At 50.8% G+C, this 17,639-nt stretch carries 19 protein-coding genes; 10 read left to right on the top strand and 9 right to left on the bottom strand.

Annotated features, from left to right (window positions below; translation table 11 throughout):
• Nucleotides 1-245 precede the first annotated feature (245 nt).
• From thiD to ribA, 3 genes are all read left to right on the top strand, one after another.
• Complete coding sequence (thiD, locus tag GVJ32_RS03380; RefSeq protein WP_159238655.1) at nt 246-1,727, top strand: bifunctional hydroxymethylpyrimidine kinase/phosphomethylpyrimidine kinase; 1,482 nt, start codon at nt 246-248, stop codon at nt 1,725-1,727.
• Nucleotides 1,724-2,368, top strand: coding sequence for a retropepsin-like aspartic protease family protein (locus GVJ32_RS03375; protein WP_159238654.1), 645 nt, complete (start codon nt 1,724-1,726; stop codon nt 2,366-2,368). Before thiD ends, GVJ32_RS03375 begins: the two co-directional genes overlap by 4 nt.
• 89 nt (nt 2,369-2,457) lie before the next feature.
• On the top strand, nt 2,458-3,042 hold the full coding sequence (gene ribA, locus GVJ32_RS03370; protein ID WP_159238653.1) for a GTP cyclohydrolase II: 585 nt from the start codon (nt 2,458-2,460) through the stop codon (nt 3,040-3,042).
• Nucleotides 3,043-3,467: 425 nt separating this feature from the next.
• On the opposite strand, the gene GVJ32_RS03365 is transcribed toward ribA, so the two are convergent.
• On the bottom strand, nt 3,468-3,686 hold the full coding sequence (locus tag GVJ32_RS03365) for a DUF6500 family protein (protein WP_159238652.1): 219 nt from the start codon (nt 3,684-3,686) through the stop codon (nt 3,468-3,470).
• Between the two features lie 225 nt (nt 3,687-3,911).
• Here GVJ32_RS03365 and GVJ32_RS03360 point away from each other — a divergent pair, with 225 nt between their 5' ends.
• Nucleotides 3,912-4,991: an ELM1/GtrOC1 family putative glycosyltransferase gene (locus GVJ32_RS03360; RefSeq protein WP_159238651.1), complete on the top strand. Its 1,080-nt coding sequence runs from the start codon at nt 3,912-3,914 to the stop codon at nt 4,989-4,991.
• On the opposite strand, the gene dxs is transcribed toward GVJ32_RS03360, so the two are convergent.
• The 3 genes from dxs to GVJ32_RS03345 all read right to left on the bottom strand — a co-directional run bounded on the left by dxs (nt 4,988) and on the right by GVJ32_RS03345 (nt 8,192).
• On the bottom strand, nt 4,988-6,913 hold the full coding sequence (dxs, locus tag GVJ32_RS03355) for a 1-deoxy-D-xylulose-5-phosphate synthase (protein WP_159238720.1): 1,926 nt from the start codon (nt 6,911-6,913) through the stop codon (nt 4,988-4,990). The two genes, GVJ32_RS03360 and dxs, sit on opposite strands and share 4 nt — an antisense overlap.
• Before the next feature lie 127 nt (nt 6,914-7,040).
• Complete coding sequence (locus GVJ32_RS03350) at nt 7,041-7,955, bottom strand: polyprenyl synthetase family protein (protein WP_159238650.1); 915 nt, start codon at nt 7,953-7,955, stop codon at nt 7,041-7,043.
• A gap of 3 nt (nt 7,956-7,958) precedes the next feature.
• Nucleotides 7,959-8,192, bottom strand: a complete 234-nt coding sequence (locus GVJ32_RS03345) for an exodeoxyribonuclease VII small subunit (RefSeq protein ID WP_159238649.1) — start codon at nt 8,190-8,192, stop codon at nt 7,959-7,961.
• Nucleotides 8,193-8,338: 146 nt separating this feature from the next.
• Here GVJ32_RS03345 and GVJ32_RS03340 point away from each other — a divergent pair, with 146 nt between their 5' ends.
• Nucleotides 8,339-8,878: a DUF924 family protein gene (locus GVJ32_RS03340; protein ID WP_159238648.1), complete on the top strand. Its 540-nt coding sequence runs from the start codon at nt 8,339-8,341 to the stop codon at nt 8,876-8,878.
• A 109-nt stretch (nt 8,879-8,987) separates the two neighbouring features.
• Entirely contained in the window at nt 8,988-9,509 is a 522-nt protein-coding gene (locus tag GVJ32_RS03335) for a hypothetical protein (protein ID WP_159238647.1), read from the top strand.
• 40 nt (nt 9,510-9,549) lie between these two features.
• On the opposite strand, the gene mscL is transcribed toward GVJ32_RS03335, so the two are convergent.
• From mscL to GVJ32_RS03320, 3 genes are all read right to left on the bottom strand, one after another.
• Nucleotides 9,550-10,005, bottom strand: coding sequence for a large conductance mechanosensitive channel protein MscL (gene mscL, locus GVJ32_RS03330; protein WP_159238646.1), 456 nt, complete (start codon nt 10,003-10,005; stop codon nt 9,550-9,552).
• Nucleotides 10,006-10,074: 69 nt separating this feature from the next.
• The gene (locus GVJ32_RS03325) at nt 10,075-10,464 is read right to left on the bottom strand and encodes a hypothetical protein (protein WP_159238645.1); all 390 of its coding nucleotides are present in this window, start codon (nt 10,462-10,464) and stop codon (nt 10,075-10,077) included.
• Between the two features lie 33 nt (nt 10,465-10,497).
• Entirely contained in the window at nt 10,498-11,556 is a 1,059-nt protein-coding gene (locus tag GVJ32_RS03320; RefSeq protein ID WP_159238644.1) for an NAD(P)H-dependent flavin oxidoreductase, read from the bottom strand.
• 160 nt (nt 11,557-11,716) lie between these two features.
• Here GVJ32_RS03320 and GVJ32_RS03315 point away from each other — a divergent pair, with 160 nt between their 5' ends.
• A complete protein-coding gene (locus GVJ32_RS03315; protein WP_159238643.1) occupies nt 11,717-12,487 on the top strand; it encodes an SDR family NAD(P)-dependent oxidoreductase in 771 nt (256 codons plus the stop codon).
• A 40-nt stretch (nt 12,488-12,527) separates the two neighbouring features.
• Nucleotides 12,528-13,475: an alpha/beta hydrolase gene (locus GVJ32_RS03310; RefSeq protein ID WP_159238642.1), complete on the top strand. Its 948-nt coding sequence runs from the start codon at nt 12,528-12,530 to the stop codon at nt 13,473-13,475.
• Between the two features lie 144 nt (nt 13,476-13,619).
• Here the strand turns inward: GVJ32_RS03310 and GVJ32_RS03305 are convergent, their stop codons facing one another.
• Both GVJ32_RS03305 and serA read right to left on the bottom strand, forming a co-directional pair.
• Nucleotides 13,620-13,991 (bottom strand): hypothetical protein, encoded by a 372-nt coding sequence (locus GVJ32_RS03305; protein WP_159238641.1) that lies wholly within the window; start codon nt 13,989-13,991, stop codon nt 13,620-13,622.
• A 26-nt stretch (nt 13,992-14,017) separates the two neighbouring features.
• Nucleotides 14,018-15,244: a phosphoglycerate dehydrogenase gene (gene serA / locus GVJ32_RS03300; RefSeq protein WP_159238640.1), complete on the bottom strand. Its 1,227-nt coding sequence runs from the start codon at nt 15,242-15,244 to the stop codon at nt 14,018-14,020.
• A 92-nt stretch (nt 15,245-15,336) separates the two neighbouring features.
• On the opposite strand from serA, the gene GVJ32_RS03295 reads away from it, so the two are divergent.
• Together GVJ32_RS03295 and GVJ32_RS03290 are read left to right on the top strand one after the other, a co-directional pair.
• Nucleotides 15,337-16,746 (top strand): FAD-binding oxidoreductase, encoded by a 1,410-nt coding sequence (locus GVJ32_RS03295; RefSeq protein ID WP_159238639.1) that lies wholly within the window; start codon nt 15,337-15,339, stop codon nt 16,744-16,746.
• A 17-nt stretch (nt 16,747-16,763) separates the two neighbouring features.
• A complete protein-coding gene (locus GVJ32_RS03290) occupies nt 16,764-17,429 on the top strand; it encodes a fumarylacetoacetate hydrolase family protein (protein WP_159238638.1) in 666 nt (221 codons plus the stop codon).
• Nucleotides 17,430-17,639 lie beyond the last annotated feature (210 nt).

Below are 17,639 nucleotides of genomic sequence, written 5' to 3'. Positions count from 1 at the left end.
TTTTGATTCGAGCGCCGCAGTGGAAGGATGGAGCGTAGATCGAATCAATAAATCGTTAACTTATAGCCGATCTACGGCAATTATATTGCCGTGATATGTCATTTTTGATTCCAATCTTCTCTAGGTTGTTTTGGCTGTTTACTGCGCCTTGCTTGCTAATTTGTATTTTCAACTCCTGCTAAGTTATGTCGCCTTTCTCAGCCTCCGCTATACTGACGATAGTCACACCTAAAAATAGAGGATTTATGGCAAGTCGTAAAAAACCTATCGCATGGAGTATCGCCGGTTCTGATTCCGGTGGTGGCGCGGGTATACAGGCCGATTTAGCAACCTTCCATGACTTTGGGGTGCACGGCTGTACGGTTATTACAGCGATTACTGCGCAAAATAGTTTTGCGATCGGCCATGTGTCTGTCACGCCGCGCCGCACGTTGGCAGCGCAAATTAACGCCTTAGATAGTGACCTGCAGGCCGACGTAATTAAGTTGGGTATGCTCGCCTCGAAAGAAGTGATCGAGATGGTGAGTAAATATCTTGAGACTTATGCGGGCTTTGTAGTCTGCGATCCGGTGATGGTGTCTACCTCGGGCGGTGAGTTGATGCCCAGTGGTGTTTGCGATGTGCTAATAGAGAAGTTGTTGCCCCGGGCAGATTTGTTAACCCCGAATCTGAGTGAGGCAGAAACCTTATTAAATAGAAAAATTAATGACCTAGATGATGTAGAGCGGGCGGCGGCGGATATCGTGGCATTAGGCGCTCGCTCGGTACTACTTACCGGCGGGCATTTGAGTGCCCGCAACAATGAACGCCACGATTATTGGACAGACGGGGAGCAGGGCTTTTGGCTTAGCGGGGCCAATATCGACACATTAAATACTCACGGAACCGGTTGCACCTTGTCGTCGGCTATTGCAGCTACGGTGGCCAAGGGTTATGCCTTATTCGATGCCTTGGTCATTGCTAAAGCCTATGTGAGTCAGGGCTTGCAGATGTCTGTGCAGCTGGGTGGTGGCCCCGGTCCAGTCGCCCATATTGGTTGGCCGCAGCGCTTAGCAGATTTGCCGAGTTTGAATCGTCGTTTGCCAGCGGTCGGCCGGCGAACTGCGTTTGCATCCTGTGATGGTGAGTTGGGCTTGTATCCGGTGGTAGACAGCGCGCAGTGGATTGCGCGATTACTGGCTTGTGGTGTGAAGACGATTCAGTTGCGGGTCAAGGAATTAGACGGCGAGGCTCTCAAGCACGAAGTTCGAGAGGCTATCGCCTTAGGTAATACGTTTAATGCGCGCGTGTTCATCAACGACTATTGGCAGCTTGCGATAAGCGAGGGCGCCTACGGTGTCCATTTGGGGCAAGAAGATTTAGACAGTGCTGATATCTCTGCAATTGCCGCTGCTGGATTACGCTTGGGAGTTAGCACTCACACCTATTACGAAGTGGCGCGGGCTCATAGTTTGCGCCCCAGCTATATCGCCATCGGCCCCGTGTATTCCACTACCAGTAAAGAAATGCCCTGGACTCCACAGGGGCTTCCGCAATTGCGGCGCTGGGTAGCCATGCTATCGCCAGATTACACTTTAACCGCCATTGGCGGTATAGATAGCAAACGTGCCAAAGATGTATTGGCGACGGGGGTGGGGAGCGTGGCAATGATTAGCGCTATTACTCAAGCAGAAAATCCCGAGGCCGTGGTCGCTGAGCTTTTGGCATTACATGAGTCACACCAGTGATCAATAGATTAGTTTTGGCGCTATGTCTTTGTTTTGCCTGTGTTGCCGCGAACGCTGAGCCCGTAAAGGTCGTGGTGCGGGGCTTATTTGAAAATGCCGCATTGCTGGAAATCGATGGCCGCCAGCAATTATTAAGAGCTGGTCAGCGAGACTCATCTGGCGTTCTGGTCGTGTCGGCAAACCCGGCGCAGACAGTGTTGGAGATAGGCGGCAAACGCAAAACATTGGGCTTGAATAAGCAGATAGGGACGATTTACCGAGAGCCATCACGGGCTGGAGTGTCCCTGCACAAGAATAACAACAAGGAATACCGCACCCGCGTCACAATTAATGGCCGCAGTTCAGATGCGATTGTCGATACCGGTGCAACCTCAGTGGCCATGAGTTCTCGTCACGCTGAACAATTAGGTATTGCTTATAAAAATGGCACTGCGACGGCGGTGGCGACGGCGGGAGGTGTGAAAAAGGCCTTTGGCATCACCTTGGGTCGCGTCGACGTGGGTGATATTAAAACCCAGCAGATTGCGGCGGTTGTCATTGAGGGTGAGCATCCCCATGTGATCTTGCTCGGAATGAGCTTTTTAGAGCATATCGACCTGCAGGAGCGAGATAACATCTTAGTCCTGACCCCACGTTATTAGTGATCTCGCCAATGAATATCAGTGCAGTGGTCGCCTCGCGGGCGTCGTGCTGATAAAATGCGCCACCGGATTTGCTCGTGGAGATACCCGTGGCAGTTAGCTTTATAGAATCCTCTAAACTTCCCACCCCATGGGGGGTGTTTGATATTCATGGTTTTGAGGACACCGATAACGGTAAAGAACACGTTGTTCTCAGCCTTGGCGACATTGGTAATGGTGAGCCTGTGTTAGCGCGGGTGCATTCAGAATGCCTAACGGGCGATGCCTTGTTTAGTATGCGCTGCGACTGCGGCTCACAGTTACGTGCTGCGTTGGAGAAAATTGCCGAAGAAGGGCGCGGCGTACTGTTCTATCTGCGTCAAGAAGGCCGTGGGATTGGTCTACTGAATAAAATTCGCGCCTATAAATTGCAAGACGCCGGTGCCGATACCGTTGAAGCCAACGAACAACTGGGTTTTGGCGCGGACATGCGTGACTACAGTTTGTTGGCAGTGATGTGCGAGCATTTGAATATCACCAAAGTGCGTTTAATGACGAATAACCCGCGCAAGATAAACGCACTGACTGACCAAGGTGTAGAGGTTGTTGAACGCCTGCCACTGCAAACCGGACAAAATCCCCATAATGCAAAATATCTGGCGACCAAGTCGGGTAAGTTGGGGCATTTGTTTTAGGTTTGGTTTGTTAGGGATTAATACGGGGCGCCTTTTGAAAAAGGCGCCCTTGTGAGATGCCGGTTTATTCAGACAGAATACACGGGTTTAATTTGCGTTTAGTATTTGCCATCAATCTCAGCTTTAGTTGCTGGGCGAAGTAACGATAAATTTTTTATTATGAATCACACCGCCTAAACCATTCATGCCTGACAGTTTCTTCGTAAACCTCATGTACCCTTGGCTCTATCAGTAAGGTGAATAACTTGCTGTGAACTCAGTTTGCTGATGAGTTTTTTATATGAAAAGGGCTTTCTGGGATCAGTGCTTGGTAAATAACTTTGATCCTAGTCTTGTTGTACTTGCCGCTCGCTAAGTTGAGCAATAATAAGCGGTCTGCGAACGTTCTCAGCGGACGGATGTTAATGTCAGTGCTATATGCACTGCTATAATCCATTTTTAATCATATCTCTAATTTTGTGCGCTTTAACAAAATGATCAAGTTGGTGGGTTTGTATCCACCAAGTTGCAGCTTCCATTAGTAGCTCAGGATGATCGTTTTTGTTTGCAAAAAAAGCATAAAATGAAACGCCGACATTATAGCCTTTGGTTTCAATTTTTTTATTACAAACGTCGATTATTTTAGCTCTTAATTCTGTTCTCATTATTTACTCATAATGTCGAGTACTTGCGATTTTTGAATGAAGATAAAACATTGATTTTTTCATGCTCAGCCACAGTAATGTGGTCTTTGGCGTGGTTCAAGTAATTCTTACTGTTTGGCCTTTGGCAATTTGCGGGTTTGTCTCATAGCCTTCATCTGCTTGTTATCTTGGCGTCATCCTCTCCGCCTAATCTGTTCTATGTATACAGTGATTTGGCGGTTGAGCATGAAGCAGTTTCGTATATTGGTGTTACACGACGGCAAGCCGGGGCATCTTAGTCAGTCGTATGGTTTGGCGCGAATGATTGCTAGCCGTTGTACGCGCTGCGAGTGCGAGATTGTTACTGTGCGGGTGGTGCCGAGGCTGAAATTACTGAATCATTTGCTGCGGCGAATGGCCGTGTGTTTGAACCCCATGTTGCGGCGTATGGTGTTTGTATTTTATCGAATAGAAAAAATGCCGATTGCGCCAGTCGATTTGGTGGTGTCTTTTGGTGGGAATGTGGTCGCGCTAAATGTGGCCTATAGCCAGCTTCATGGTATTTCGAATGCCTTGATTGGCAGTAGTTATACAATTCCTTCCCACGCGATTCGCGCGCACCTTAGTTTAAGTGGTGACTTGGGTGATAAGAACGCCGTCGCAACAACGGTGGTCTTATGCCGCGTTGATCAAGAGCGTTGTCAGCGCGCGGGTTTGCCGCTGTTGCAAAATAGTGACAGACCTCTGTGGACTTTACTGGTTGGCGGTAATGGCAGTGGTTATGGTTATCACGATTCAGATTGGCATCGCTTGGGCGCGGCGGTGAGGGCCTTGAGTGAGCAACACGATATTCAGTGGTTGATTAGTACTTCACGGCGTACCGGTGCTGCGGGGGTAAATATTTTACGGCGCTATATGGATGATGATATTTGCCACGCCGCTATTTGGTATGAGGGCGAGGTAAGCGAGCCATTAGACGCCTATTTAGGTGCCGCATCACATATATTTTGCACTGAAGACAGTTTGAGTATGGTGTCTGAGGCGGTCGCGATGGATAAGCCTGTGATTACGCTGCGGCCCACTGAATCTCTACCTACGCGAGCCCATAGCAAGGCGCTGAATTATATGGCGGAGGTGCGTTTAATTGAGCGCTTGGATTTCAGCGCGCTGCCGTATTATCGCCCCAGTTATTGCCTGCCTGAAAAATCCTATAGCGCGCATTTGGATGAGATTTTTACGCGCATTATTGCCCTAGGTGCGGTGAACGAAATGGTTCGCTCACCGACGGCTAATTATTTGGTTCCGCGTAGCGTTCAAGCCGTTTAGTTTTGCGCCGCTGTAATACTGGCTTGCAGCTCGGGGATGGCAGCGGCGCGACGGCGAATACTGTCGAGTATGCCTGCGCTGTCTAGGCCTAGGTTGCTCAGCAGTTGTGGGTGTTTGCCGTGATCAATAAATTGATCTGGTAAACCCAATTGCAACAGGGGTAACCAACGACCTTGTTGATTCAAGTATTCGCAAACCGCGCTACCTGCACCACCGGCAATGACATTTTCTTCAATGGTGACGAGTAGTGTGTGGTCGTCTGCCAGTGCATCTATTAAATCTGTATCTAAGGGTTTTACAAAACGCATATCGGCAACTGTGGCGCCAATCTCATTTGCGGCTCTGAGTGCTGAGTCGAGCAGAGTGCCAAAGCTGAGAATGGCGATTTGCGCACCTTCTCGAACAATGCGGCCTTTGCCTATTTCTAGTGGCTGCATGGCTTCTTCAATTTTTACACCTGGGCCGGTGCCGCGCGGGTAGCGAATGGCGGCGGGGCCGGGGTGGACGTAACCGGTGTGTAGCATTTGTCGCGTTTCGTTTTCGTCGGCGGGGGCCATCACAATTAAATTCGGGATGCAGCGCAGAAAACTAAGGTCGAAGGCGCCCGCGTGGGTTGGGCCGTCTTCACCGACCAGTCCAGCGCGGTCAATACCAAAAGTCACGTCTAAATTTTGCAGTGCAATGTCGTGAATAAGCTGGTCGTAGGCGCGCTGTAAAAACGTGGAATAAATAGCGACGACGGGCTTTAGTCCGTCGCAGGCCATACCCGCAGCTAGGGTCAGCGCGTGTTGTTCGGCAATGGCCACGTCGTAGAAGCGATCGGCAAAGCGCTCGGAATACTCCAGCATACCAGAGCCTTCGCACATGGCTGGGGTGATGGCGACTAACTCGGGGCTGATTTCAGCTTGGTCGCAGAGCCAGCTTCCAAAGATGTCTTGGTATTTGGGTAGCTTGGCTTTGGCGGCCGGCACTTGGCCATTTTTAGGTTTGGGCTCAATTTTAGAAATAGCGTGGAAGCCCACCGGATCTTCTTCTGCGGGAGTAAAGCCTTTACCCTTTTTGGTCATGATATGCAGCATTTGCGGGCCGGGAAGCTCGCGCAGATTGCGCAGTGTTGGGACTAAAACACTTAGGTCGTGACCGTCTATGGGGCCAATGTAATTGAAGCCTAACTCTTCAAATAGTGTGGCCGGCGACACCATGCCTTTCATATATTCTTCTAGTCGTGCGGCAAGATCGGTTGCCGAACGTGGAAATTTCTTGAGAACCGTTTTGCCGCCGCTGCGAATTTGATTGTAGGTTTTAGAGGCCCACATTTTTGAGAAGTAAGTGTTCAAACCGCCGGTGTTCTTAGAGATCGACATCTGATTGTCGTTGAGCACCACCAGCATATTCGCGCCGGTGTGGCTGGCGTGATTGATGGCTTCAAAGGCCATGCCGGCGGTCATTGCGCCGTCGCCAATCACGGCCACGGTATGGCGGTCTAACTCCTGTTGGCGCGCAGCAATGGCCATGCCTAATGCGGCGCTAATGCTGGTGCTGGAATGGCCGACGCCAAAGGTGTCGTAAGGGCTTTCTTCGCGCTTTGGAAAGCCTGCCAGCCCATCGGCTTTGCGCATGCCGCCCATGCGTTCGCGGCGTTCGGTTAAAATTTTGTGTGGGTAGCATTGGTGGCCAACGTCCCAGACTAAGCGGTCTTCTGGGGTGTTGTAAATATAGTGTAGGGCAACAGTCAATTCGACTACGCCGAGCCCTGCGCCAAAGTGGCCACCGGTTTGGCCGACGGTGTATAGCAGGTATTCCCGTAGTTGCAGGGCCAGCTCGCTTAGTTGGTTTTCTTCTAAGCGGCGAAGATCGGCTGGGGAGTCGATCGTGTCCAGCAGTGGTGTGGCTGGCCTTGTAAGGGGGATTTCCTGAAACATCAAGCGTAGAACCCAGAACCGATGGAAGGGCGAGATTGTAAACGAATTTGACTGGCTTTACCTATTCACGTAGCGCATAAAGTGGATTTCTATTGGCGCATATAGCCCCCTGGAGCTCGTGTGGGCATTAGTGCTGGCGGTCAATAATATAGTGCGATAGCGCGCGTAGCGGATCGGCGTTTTCGTCAAAGTCGCTCAGTGCGGCGAGTGCGCCTTGGTGTAGTTTGGCGGCTAATGTCTTTGCGCCGGCTAGGCCCAGCAGAGCTGGAAAGGTGGGTTTGTTTAGGGCGAGGTCCGCACCTTGGGTTTTTCCCAGTGTTTCGGTGTTGCTCTCGATGTCAATGATATCGTCTTGAACTTGAAAGGACAGGCCGATGGCCTTGCCGTAGGCGTCAAGCTTGGCGGTCTGTTCGGCGTTAGCCTGACACCATGTTGCGCTCATGCTAATTGCCACCCGAATGAGCGCGCCGGTTTTAAGTTGATGCATGGTTTGCAGTGAGCTTAGGTCGAGTTGCTGATTGACTGAGGCGAGGTCGATGGCTTGGCCGCCTACCATGCCGCGAGGGCCGGCGGCGGCGCTGAGCTGCTGAATTAATGCGAGTTTGGTGTCAGCGTCGCGTCCAGGTAAATTGGCAAGCAGCTCAAAAGCGCGGGCTTGTAGTGCGTCGCCAACGAGAATGGCGGTCGCTTCGTCGTAGGCAATGTGGCAGGTGGGTTTGCCGCGCCGTAGGTCGTCGTTGTCCATTGCGGGCAAATCATCGTGAACAAGCGAGTAGGCGTGAACCATTTCAATGGCGCAGGCAATGTCGTCTAGGCCGTCGATATTGCTGTTGAGGGCTTGGGCGGTGGCGTAAACCAAGGTGGCGCGCACGCGCTTTCCGCCATTGAGCAGGCTGTATAAGCTCGCGTCGCTTAAGACTTGTAAGCGCTGAGATGCGTTGGCGTCGGCAAATTCGCTACCGGTATTTTGTAAACGCTCGGGCAGGGCGTGTTGCACCCGCTGCTGGCAGTTAGCGAGAAAGTCCGAAAACTCTCGGTTCATCTATTAATCGTCCGTGTTAAGCGCTTTGCTAACAATTTCGCCGTCTTTTTCCATTAACAGCTGCACTTTTTGCTCAGCGTCCGCCAGGGCTTGCTGGCAGTCGCGGCTTAATTGCATGCCGCTTTCAAAAGCTTTCAATGAATCCTCTAAACTAAGTTCGCCAGACTCCATGCTCTGAACTAGCTTTTCTAGCTCGGTGAGTGAGGTTTCAAAATTGACCGTTTTTGCCTTGGGCATCAGCCGCTCCTGGGGAATGTGTGGGGTTGTCGCCGGGTCGTATTCTAGCAGTGTCTGAGTCGATCAGGGTAATTCCGCACTTTCAGTTTCTAAAATTATGACGATAATAGGCGCAGCTTTTAGGGAATAAGGGGTAGCCGTTCGCAATGCACTATCGGTCGATAATAGAATTTTGGTTTGCTGAGCTACCGTCTTCAGCGTGGTTTGCAGGCAGCACTGAATTAGACAGTACTATCGTGAGGCGTTTTGGCGACATTCATCACGCGGCGCTAGCAGGAGAGCTTTATTCTTGGCGGCATAAGCCGCTGGGGCGACTTGCTGAAATTATGGTGCTGGATCAGTTTTCCCGTAATATTTTTCGCGATAGCCCGCGCGCATTTGCCGCCGATGGGCAGGCATTAGTGCTCGCGCAGGAGGCCATTCGTGCCTATGCCGACGCGGAATTAACGGAAGAGCAGCGTATTTTTTTGTATATGCCGTATATGCACAGCGAATCTCTGGCTATTCAGAATGCATCGCTGCGGCTTTATGAGGCTTTGGGCCTAGAAAATAATTATCGTTTTGCCGTTGCTCATCATGACATTATCGCGCGCTTTGGTCGTTATCCTCACCGTAACGCTTTGCTTGGTCGAGTCTCTACTGCGGAGGAATTGGCATTTTTGCAGGAAGCGGGTTCTTCATTCTGACCTCGTACGTTGTAGCAGTGGTTTCACTGAATTCAGTGTGAGTTGCGGTGGCTGAAACCGCCGATTCCTTGTAGGCTGCCGGCAGGATATTAGCAATAGGAGTAAGGGGATGCGACAGGGTTCGCTGCTAAGCTTGATGCTGGGCTGTATTTTTGCGACGTCGGTGCAGGCGGAGTGCGCCTACCCAGACAGTGATAGGCGTGACGCTCCAGAATGGCTGTGTAGCCTAGACGGTTATGAAGGCGCAGATTTTTTGGCCTACGGAGATAAAAGCCGTTTGCCGTCTATCTCGCTTCAAAACCGCTTAGCCGGAAAAGCCGCAATGATTGCTGTGGTTGCCAATTTACTCGACTACGCGCTGGCAGATGTCGCCGCGCAGTTACCACCAAACACCGCTCTTGAATTGCCAGATGCCAAAGACTTGGTGCGGGTGGCTAAATTTAAAGGTGTGAAAATTTTAGAGAAAGCAGCAAGTCCGCAGCGTCATTTGTACGTTTTAGCGGGAGTAAAGCCTGAGGTTCGCGACGAGCTGATTGCGGTGGCGAAGAACGAGGTTTTAAGTGTGAATAAAAAGCGTCTGATCACACTGCTTGGGCAAGATGGCTGGAAAAAATTAACAAGTGCTAAGTAGTATTCATCCCCAGCGGGTAATTTGCTGGGGATTTAAAAAATTAGACCAGCTCTGATGTACAGCAAGAGCAGCGCGTTGCCTTAATCGCAATTTGGCTAATGCAGTGCGGACACTCTTTGGTAGTAGGTTCTGCGGGGGCAGCCTCTTCTTCTTTACGTTTCATATTGTTCATTGCTCGGATGAGCATAAATACTGAAAACGCAACAATAATAAAACTGATTACCGCGTTAATGAAAATCCCGTAGTTAATGGTGACAGCGCCTGCCGCTTTTGCCGCAGCGAGGGTAGCGTAGGGCGCCGCGACCTCGGTGCCTTCTTGTAGGGTGATAAACAATTCCGCGAAATCGACGCCGCCCATTAAAATACCAATCGGCGGCATAATCACATCGGCTACCATACTTTTAACGATGGTCGTAAAGGCGCCGCCAATGATGATGCCGACGGCCATATCAACAACATTGCCACGCATGGCAAATTTCTTAAACTCATTTAGCATGGCTATTTCCTCGGAAAGAAAGATAGATGTTTAAGAAATGTAGTGTATAAAAAAATTAGCGCAAGTAACTTACCGCGAAAAACGCAGGCTAAGTGCGGCGGCAAGCCCCCAAATACCGTTGACCAAGAGCACTAAAATCGGCGTGTAAATTCCCAGCTCGGTGCCGCCGAGGCCCTTGTTGGCTTGAGGGAAAAAGACCAGTAACTGCACCGCTGTTGGTGCAAGGCTAATAATTAAGCCCTTCAGTAATAGGCGAGATTGCAGCATTGGCAGTATAAACAATAGACCCCAAATCCCACCCCACACAATGCGCGGATACATCCACTCAGGGCTGAGGTGGGGCGCAATCGCAATATCATATCGTGCCGTTAGTCCGTAATAACCCAGCCACCAAAGTGCAAGGCTGTTTGCGACGGCGCCAATGCTGCCGGCGGCAAAATAGATCATTAGTTTTCTCATAGATCATTTTCTCTTGATGTTGGGTGAGCCGCTTTATGGCGTGTAATGACTAGTGAAGCCGTCGGCAAGTTCTGCGATTAATTGCGCAGCGGGAATGTCGCGGCAGTGGCGGTAATCACTTCCTGCCCAAAGTGGCGAGAAATCGCTGCTCTCTTGCTTTTCGGCATGGCTGCGAAGCGGGCCGATAGCGGTGCTCGCCAGCGGAAATGCCGGTGCATGCGGATTGATTGGGCCAAGTTCGCGGATTAAGCGGTTGCTAATGCCACGAGCGGGACGGCCGGAAAAAATATTGGTCAAGGTAGTTGGGTGTGCTTTGTCGTGGAGTGCGCGGCGATGAACTGCACTGGTATCTGCCTCTGGGCAGAGTAAAAATGCTGTTCCGATTTGTACGCCGTCGGCGCCGAGGGTCATAATTTCGGCAATAGTGTTAGCAGAGCTAATCCCGCCTGCGGCGATAATCGGAATGTTGATAAGGGGTTTAATCGCCGCCAGCAAATCTCGTAGCGGTAATTGCTCGTTGATATTACTAGAGAGAAACATACCTCGATGGCCGCCGGCTTCAAGCCCCTGGGCGATAATGGCATCGGCGCCGTGGGCTTGCAGCCATCGCGCTTCTTCAACGGTGGTAGCTGACGCCAATATGACGCTACCCCAGCTTTTAATGCGGTCTAGCAGGCTTGCATTAGGTAATCCAAAATGAAAACTGATAACCGGCGGCTTAAATTTTTCTATTAAGTCTGCGGTGGCACTGGTGAAAGGTTTGCGTGCGGGGCCGCTCTTAATGTCCTTAATATCTAGGTCGAATTCATTGTAGTAGGGGCTAAGTAGCTGTCGCCATACGGCCTCTGCTGTGTGGTCTTGCTGCGGCGGGGTGTGGCAGAAAAAATTTAGCTGGTAGGGTTTGTCTGTTTGCTTACTAAGTGTGTTGAGTTCAGCGAGGAGTGTGTCGTCGCTTAACATTGCGCAGGGCAGAGAGCCAAGGCCGCCGGCGTTTGACACCGCGATAGCGAGCTTACTGCCCTGCACCCCAGCCATAGGTGCTTGCACAATGGCCAATTCGGTGTTGATAAGCGAGCAAAGCCTTGCTGACATAATACCTTCCGAGCGATTGATAGATCCAAACAGCTTAGCCCAGAGCTGAGCGCTGCGACAAATAAAAATCACGGTGGTCTGCCTATAATCCGCTTGGGGTTTTGCGGCCAATATGCGCTGAGGTACTATGCTGCCAATCGATAAATAAAAAGGAAACAAAATGAGTGCGCAGTCGCGAACAGAAATTGCCTTAATTACGGGTGCATCGGCGGGAATTGGGCGTGCTTTTGCCCAGCAATTAGCGCCGCGTTGCAAGGGCATGATTTTAATTGGCCGCGACGCTGACAAGCTAGCGAGCGTTGTTGCAGAGCTGGAGCACGCAGATTTAAGTATTACGAGTTTGGCTCTGGATTTAACCAGCACCGAGGGGCTAACTCGGGTGATGGAAGCTATTCGTCAGAAAGGGCCCGTCACAATGCTAGTCAATAATGCGGGATTTGCTACCCACGGGCGTTTTGCTGAGTCAGATATGGATATGGAAATGGCCATGGTCAATCTGCACTGCAATGCCACATTGGCACTTTGCCGCGCTGCCCTGCCTTATATGAAAGATGAAGGGCGGGGAGTGGTGATTAATGTGTCGTCGGTCGGCAGCTTTTTCCCAGTAAAATATTCTGCGGTATACGGCGCGAGCAAAACATTTTTGAATATGTTTTCACAGGCGCTGCAGCAGGAAGTGCAAGCTGATGGTATTCGCGTGCAGTGCCTGTGCCCTAGTTACACTCGCAGTGATTTTAGTAGTAGAGAGCCCTTGGCGGCGCTTGATCAGAGTAAAGTGGCCGATGAGCTTTGGTGGAATGCTGAAGACATTGTGGCGGTAAGCCTTGCTCAGCTAGACGCAGAAGAGCACGCGGTGATGTGTCTTCCCGATGATCATAATCGCGTACTGGCGCAACGCGGCATAAGTGCGCAAGCCGCTGGTTTGGCTTAGGCAAAATGGCTTCACTAATTTAATTTCGGAGTACGCTCATTTGTTCAATTGGTCGCCAGATTTAGATCCGTTCAATCTTCCTCCCTTGCCAGAAATAGCTGCGACCAGTTTAATTTCTGATGTTGAATGGGCGCCTGAGTATAGCCGTTACTACGATATTGATTACGAGGAGCGCTATCCAACATTGCGCCACCTCTTTGGTGCCTTCGATAGCGCCGGTGAGCGTATAGCCATGCAGGTTTTTCAGTTGGCAGATGCCCATAGCACGGCTTTTGTTTATCATGGCTATTATGATCATGTTGGTTTATTTAATAACGTTATAAATTATTTTTTAAAACATGGTTATTCTGTTGTCGCCTACGACTTACCCGGGCATGGTTTGTCTACGGGAGAGCGCGCTGCGATTGATGATTTTATGCGTTACCGCCAAGTGCTGAGCGATGCCTTCGCCGTCGTGGCCAATTTTGGCTTGCCATCGCGGCGTGTAGCGCTCGCGCAAAGCACAGGTTGTGCTGTGCTTATGTCGCACCTGCTAAGTGGTGGCGATGCAGATTTTGAACGCGTTGTGTTACTTGCACCGCTGTTAAAGCCCTGCGATTGGTGGTGGGGAAAGCCAGCTCACAGTCTGTTGAAATATTTTATACATAGCCTGCCGCGTAAATTTGCCGACAACTCCGATGACCAATTATTTTTGGAGTTTTTGCGAGAGCGCGATCCGCTGCAAGCTCGATCTTTACCGCTAAGTTGGGTGGGCGCACTTAAAAAATGGCAACCGTGGTTTCATCGCCAAAAGCCGGTGGCTAGCTCTTTACTTATTTTGCAGGGCGATCAAGACGAAACGGTTGAGTGGCGTTACAACTTGCCACGGATTCAAGCTAAGTTTCCCAATGCGAAAATTGTTTATGTATCGGGAGCGCGGCATCATCTTGCGAAGGAGGGCGAGCGTTTTCGAGAACAGTTGTGGCAGGCTTGTGATGATTATCTATAGGAAAGTCGGGTGTCTGATGTCGGAAGCCCATATTTGGGGTCTGAATGTTTGATGGGAGACGGTGAACGCAAAAGCGGGTGTTCTTATGAGCGAAGCGAATGCCTTTAAGCGTCTCCCATCTCCCGTCAAGCCGACTCCCGTAGCTCATCCCACCGATGGTGGTGTAGTATTCGCCACCCATTCCCACCACTGGTGTTCGCCTTCGGGCTTGTCGGTGTCTTGACAGCGATGGACATTCCACGTAACGAGGTAGTCTGGGTTGCTAACGGCTTCGCCATCACTGGTTTTGTAATTGCCGGCAGGAGCAAGAAACCACGGGGCCATTGATGAGGGCAGGGTGAATTCTTCCTCATTGTGTTGGCGCAGGGTGATGCCGTCTTTTATGGTGACTCTAACCACGGTGCCGGCTAACATTCTTTGCTGTAGGGCATCGCCGTTAATGTCGAAATAGCTGATGCCGACGAGCGCGCTTTTATCTAGCAGTGCGGCGAGTTCGGGGGAGAGAATATCAGCCATATTCGACAATGTTTCCTATAAAGTGTTTAGAAAAGTACGCGGCAGCGAATGGTGCCTTTCACATCCAGCAGTTTTTCTACCGCAAATTCGCTAGAGGCTTCGTCAATATCAATGACCACGTAACCTACTTTCTCGCTGGTTTGCAGGTACTGGCTAGAGATGTTGATGTTGTTCTCAGAGAAGATAAGGTTAATCGCGCTGAGTATGCCGGGCACATTGTGGTGAATGTGCAGAATACGGTGCTTGCCGGGGTGGGCAGGTAGCGCTACTTCAGGGAAGTTAACTGAAGAGGTGCTGGTGCCGTTATCTGAGTATTTTACTAGCTTGTCAGCGACTTCCATGCCGATATTGAGCTGGGCTTCAACGGTAGAGCCGCCGACGTGTGGTGTTAAGAAGACATTGTCGAATTCGCGCAGTGGTGAAATAAATTCATCGTTATTGCTGCGTGGTTCTTCTGGAAAAACGTCGATGGCGGCGCCTGCGAGCTTGTTGTCGCGCAGTACGTTGACGAGTGCGTCGATATCAACCACGGTGCCGCGTGCCGCATTAATTAAGATGGCGCCGGTTTTCATTTGAGCCAGTTCATTGGCGCCAATCATCATTTGGGTAGACGCGGTTTCTGGCACGTGTAGGCTGATAACATCTGCGGTGGCGAGTAGTTCGCCTAAGCTGATTTGGCTGGCGTTGCCTAGCGGTAATTTGTTGACCACGTCGGTAAAGCACACTTCCATGCCCAAACTTTCGGCGATAACGGAAAGCTGCATGCCGATAGAGCCATAACCGATAATACCAAGGCGTTTACCGCGAATTTCGTATGAGCCAATCGCAGATTTCATCCACTCACCACGATGAGCGGCGGCGTTTTTCTCGGCTAGGCCGCGCATTAATAGTATGGCTTCGGCAATAACGAGTTCGGCAACGGAGCGAGTATTTGAAAACGGCGCATTAAATACGGCAATGCCGCGCTCGGTGGCTGCCTGTAAATTAACTTGGTTGGTGCCGATGCAGAAGCAGCCGATGGCAATCAGCTTTTTGGCTTCGTCGAGTACTTCTTCGGTAAGCTGAGTGCGCGAACGAATGCCGACAAAATGGGCGTCGGCGATCTTTTTCTTGAGCTCGTCGTCAGGCAGGGCTTTTTGGTAGTAGTCGATATTGGTGTAACCCGCTGCATGCAGGGCGTCGACAGAGGACTGGTGAAGTCCTTCCAATAACAAGAATTTAATTTTGGCTTTGTCGAGGGATGTTTTTGCCATGAGTTTGCTAGCCCCACTTTGAGGTACTGTGAAAGCGCAGTATGGTATCATATTCGCCTTTCCCAAGTGCTATTCAGAGAGGCATTTTTACCATGTCGGCAAGCCCTGTTCCGTCATCCGAAACCATTATTAGTGAGCTGCAGGCGATCGTCGGCGACGACAAAGTGCGTAGCGACGCCGAAATTCTGTTAAGTCATGGCCGAGATTGGACCAAGGCGCACACTCCTGCGCCGCTGGCGGTGGTGTTTCCGCGCACGGCGGCAGAAGTGCAGGCGGTGGTAAAGCTGGCTAATAAATTAGACTTTGCCATTGTGCCTTCTGGCGGCCGCACCGGTTTGAGCGGTGGTGCGGTAGCCGCCAATGGCGAAGTGGTTGTGTCTTTTGACTATATGAGCCATATCAGCGACTTCGACCCCATTGACCGCACGGTGGTTTGCCAAGCAGGTGTGATTACCGAGCAGTTACAGGATTTTGCCGAAGAGCGCGGATTGTTTTACCCCGTCGATTTTGCCTCGGCGGGCTCGTCGCAAATTGGCGGCAATATCGCGACCAATGCTGGCGGTATTAAAGTTATTCGCTACGGCATGACTCGCGACTGGGTGGCGGGTTTAAAAGTCGTCACCGGCAACGGCGATATGCTGGAGTTGAATCGCGGCCTGTTGAAGAACAACGCGGGCTACGATTTACGCCAGCTGTTTATTGGTGCAGAAGGCACCCTGGGGCTGATCGTAGAAGCGACTATGCAGCTTACGCGGCCACCTAAAAACCTCACTGCCTTTGTGCTTGGGGTGGAAGATTTTAGCGGCATTATGAATTTGTTTAACCGCTTTCAGGCGGAGATGGATTTAACGGCGTTTGAGTTTTTCTCGGAGCAGGCGCTGCAAAAAGTGGTTGCCCATAGCAATGTGCCACGTCCCTTTGAATCGACGTGCCCCTATTACGCCTTGTTGGAATTTGAATGCCTGAATGACGAGGTTGAGGCGCAGGCCATGGCTTTGTTTGAAACCTGCGTTGAAGAGGGCTGGGTCACTGATGGGGTGATGAGCCAAAGCTTAGAGCAGCTCAAAAATCTGTGGCGCTTGCGAGAAGATATCTCTGAAACCATTTCTAAGTGGACGCCCTATAAAAACGATATCTCTACCATTATTTCTCGGGTGCCCGATTTCTTAGAAGCCGTCGAAACCTTGGTGGACGCCCAATACCCCGATTTTGAAATCATTTGGTTTGGCCATATCGGCGACGGCAATTTGCATCTTAATATCCTCAAGCCAGACGATATGGATAAGGATGAGTTCTTTGAAAAGTGCGGCACGGTCAGCACTGGGGTGTTTGAAATTGTCGCCAAATATGGTGGCAGCGTGTCTGCCGAGCATGGTGTGGGTTTATTGAAAAAAGCCTATTTACCGTATTCCCGTTCAGAAACAGAAATTGCCTTGATGCGTCAGGTGAAACAGGTTTTTGATCCCAAGGGCATTATGAACCCCGGTAAGATATTCGATTAATAAAGGGCTTGTTTGCTATGTCGACGTACCGCCATCACATTGTTGGTCAAGCTGAGTTTGCGCACGCACCGGGCAAGGTGGTGTGCGTGGGCAGAAATTATGCAGATCACGTAAAAGAACTGGGCAATGCAATACCAGCGTCGCCGTTGCTGTTTATTAAGCCGGCGACGGCGATGGTGGCAATGGCCGAGCCATTGCTGTTGCCCTCTGGCTTTGGCGCCTGTCATCACGAGTTGGAAATGGCCTTGTTGATTGGGCAGCCGTTGACTAAGGCGGCGCCAGAAGAGTGCCGCGCTGCCATTGCCGGAATCGGGCTTGCCCTAGATTTGACCCTGCGTGAGCTACAAGACGAGCTTAAGAAAAAAGGCCATCCCTGGGAGCGCGCTAAAGCCTTCGACGGCGCGTGCCCGCTTGCAGACTTTGTGCCCTTTGATCAAAACCTAGATTTTGCAACGCTAACCTTGCGCTTAACGCGTAACGGCGACGTACAGCAGCAGGGTAGCTGTAGTGACATGCTATTCAGCGTTGAAAATTTATTAAGTGAGATCAGTCACAGCTTTAGCTTAATGCCCGGCGATGTCGTTTTGACTGGAACGCCGGCGGGTGTTGGGCCGCTGCGTTCAGGCGATAAGTTACTGGCTGAACTAGGTGATTTTTTGAGGATTGAAACGGTAGTGCTTTAAGCTTAAGTCGGAGGTCTGACGTCGGGCGTCTGATGAAAATTCAAAAGCAGCATTTGACAGTGTTTGCGGATACCCAGAAAATTTCCGACATCCGACATCCGACATCCGACATCCGACATACGACGTACTCCGTGATGCCACGTTCGTAATGACTACTTACTCTGACCGCCTAACTAAGACATGCGAAGTCCGACATACTAAGAGCTACAT

Source organism: Zhongshania aliphaticivorans (assembly GCF_902705855.1).
GTDB lineage: Bacteria > Pseudomonadota > Gammaproteobacteria > Pseudomonadales > Spongiibacteraceae > Spongiibacter > Spongiibacter aliphaticivorans_B.
This window is presented reverse-complemented; position numbering and strand designations above follow the sequence as displayed.

Bases quoted from the DNA above. Each gene is read 5' to 3' on its own strand.
- thiD (WP_159238655.1), top strand. From the start codon at position 246: ATGGCAAGTCGTAAAAAACCTATCGCATGGAGTATCGCCGGTTCTGAT.
- GVJ32_RS03365 (WP_159238652.1), bottom strand. From the start codon at position 3,686: ATGAGAACAGAATTAAGAGCTAAAATAATCGACGTTTGTAATAAAAAA.
- GVJ32_RS03360 (WP_159238651.1), top strand. From the start codon at position 3,912: ATGAAGCAGTTTCGTATATTGGTGTTACACGACGGCAAGCCGGGGCAT.
- dxs (WP_159238720.1), bottom strand. From the start codon at position 6,913: ATGTTTCAGGAAATCCCCCTTACAAGGCCAGCCACACCACTGCTGGAC.
- GVJ32_RS03350 (WP_159238650.1), bottom strand. From the start codon at position 7,955: ATGAACCGAGAGTTTTCGGACTTTCTCGCTAACTGCCAGCAGCGGGTG.
- GVJ32_RS03345 (WP_159238649.1), bottom strand. From the start codon at position 8,192: ATGCCCAAGGCAAAAACGGTCAATTTTGAAACCTCACTCACCGAGCTA.
- GVJ32_RS03340 (WP_159238648.1), top strand. From the start codon at position 8,339: ATGCACTATCGGTCGATAATAGAATTTTGGTTTGCTGAGCTACCGTCT.
- GVJ32_RS03335 (WP_159238647.1), top strand. From the start codon at position 8,988: ATGCGACAGGGTTCGCTGCTAAGCTTGATGCTGGGCTGTATTTTTGCG.
- mscL (WP_159238646.1), bottom strand. From the start codon at position 10,005: ATGCTAAATGAGTTTAAGAAATTTGCCATGCGTGGCAATGTTGTTGAT.
- GVJ32_RS03325 (WP_159238645.1), bottom strand. From the start codon at position 10,464: ATGAGAAAACTAATGATCTATTTTGCCGCCGGCAGCATTGGCGCCGTC.
- GVJ32_RS03320 (WP_159238644.1), bottom strand. From the start codon at position 11,556: ATGTCAGCAAGGCTTTGCTCGCTTATCAACACCGAATTGGCCATTGTG.
- GVJ32_RS03315 (WP_159238643.1), top strand. From the start codon at position 11,717: ATGAGTGCGCAGTCGCGAACAGAAATTGCCTTAATTACGGGTGCATCG.
- GVJ32_RS03305 (WP_159238641.1), bottom strand. From the start codon at position 13,991: ATGGCTGATATTCTCTCCCCCGAACTCGCCGCACTGCTAGATAAAAGC.
- serA (WP_159238640.1), bottom strand. From the start codon at position 15,244: ATGGCAAAAACATCCCTCGACAAAGCCAAAATTAAATTCTTGTTATTG.
- GVJ32_RS03295 (WP_159238639.1), top strand. From the start codon at position 15,337: ATGTCGGCAAGCCCTGTTCCGTCATCCGAAACCATTATTAGTGAGCTG.
- GVJ32_RS03290 (WP_159238638.1), top strand. From the start codon at position 16,764: ATGTCGACGTACCGCCATCACATTGTTGGTCAAGCTGAGTTTGCGCAC.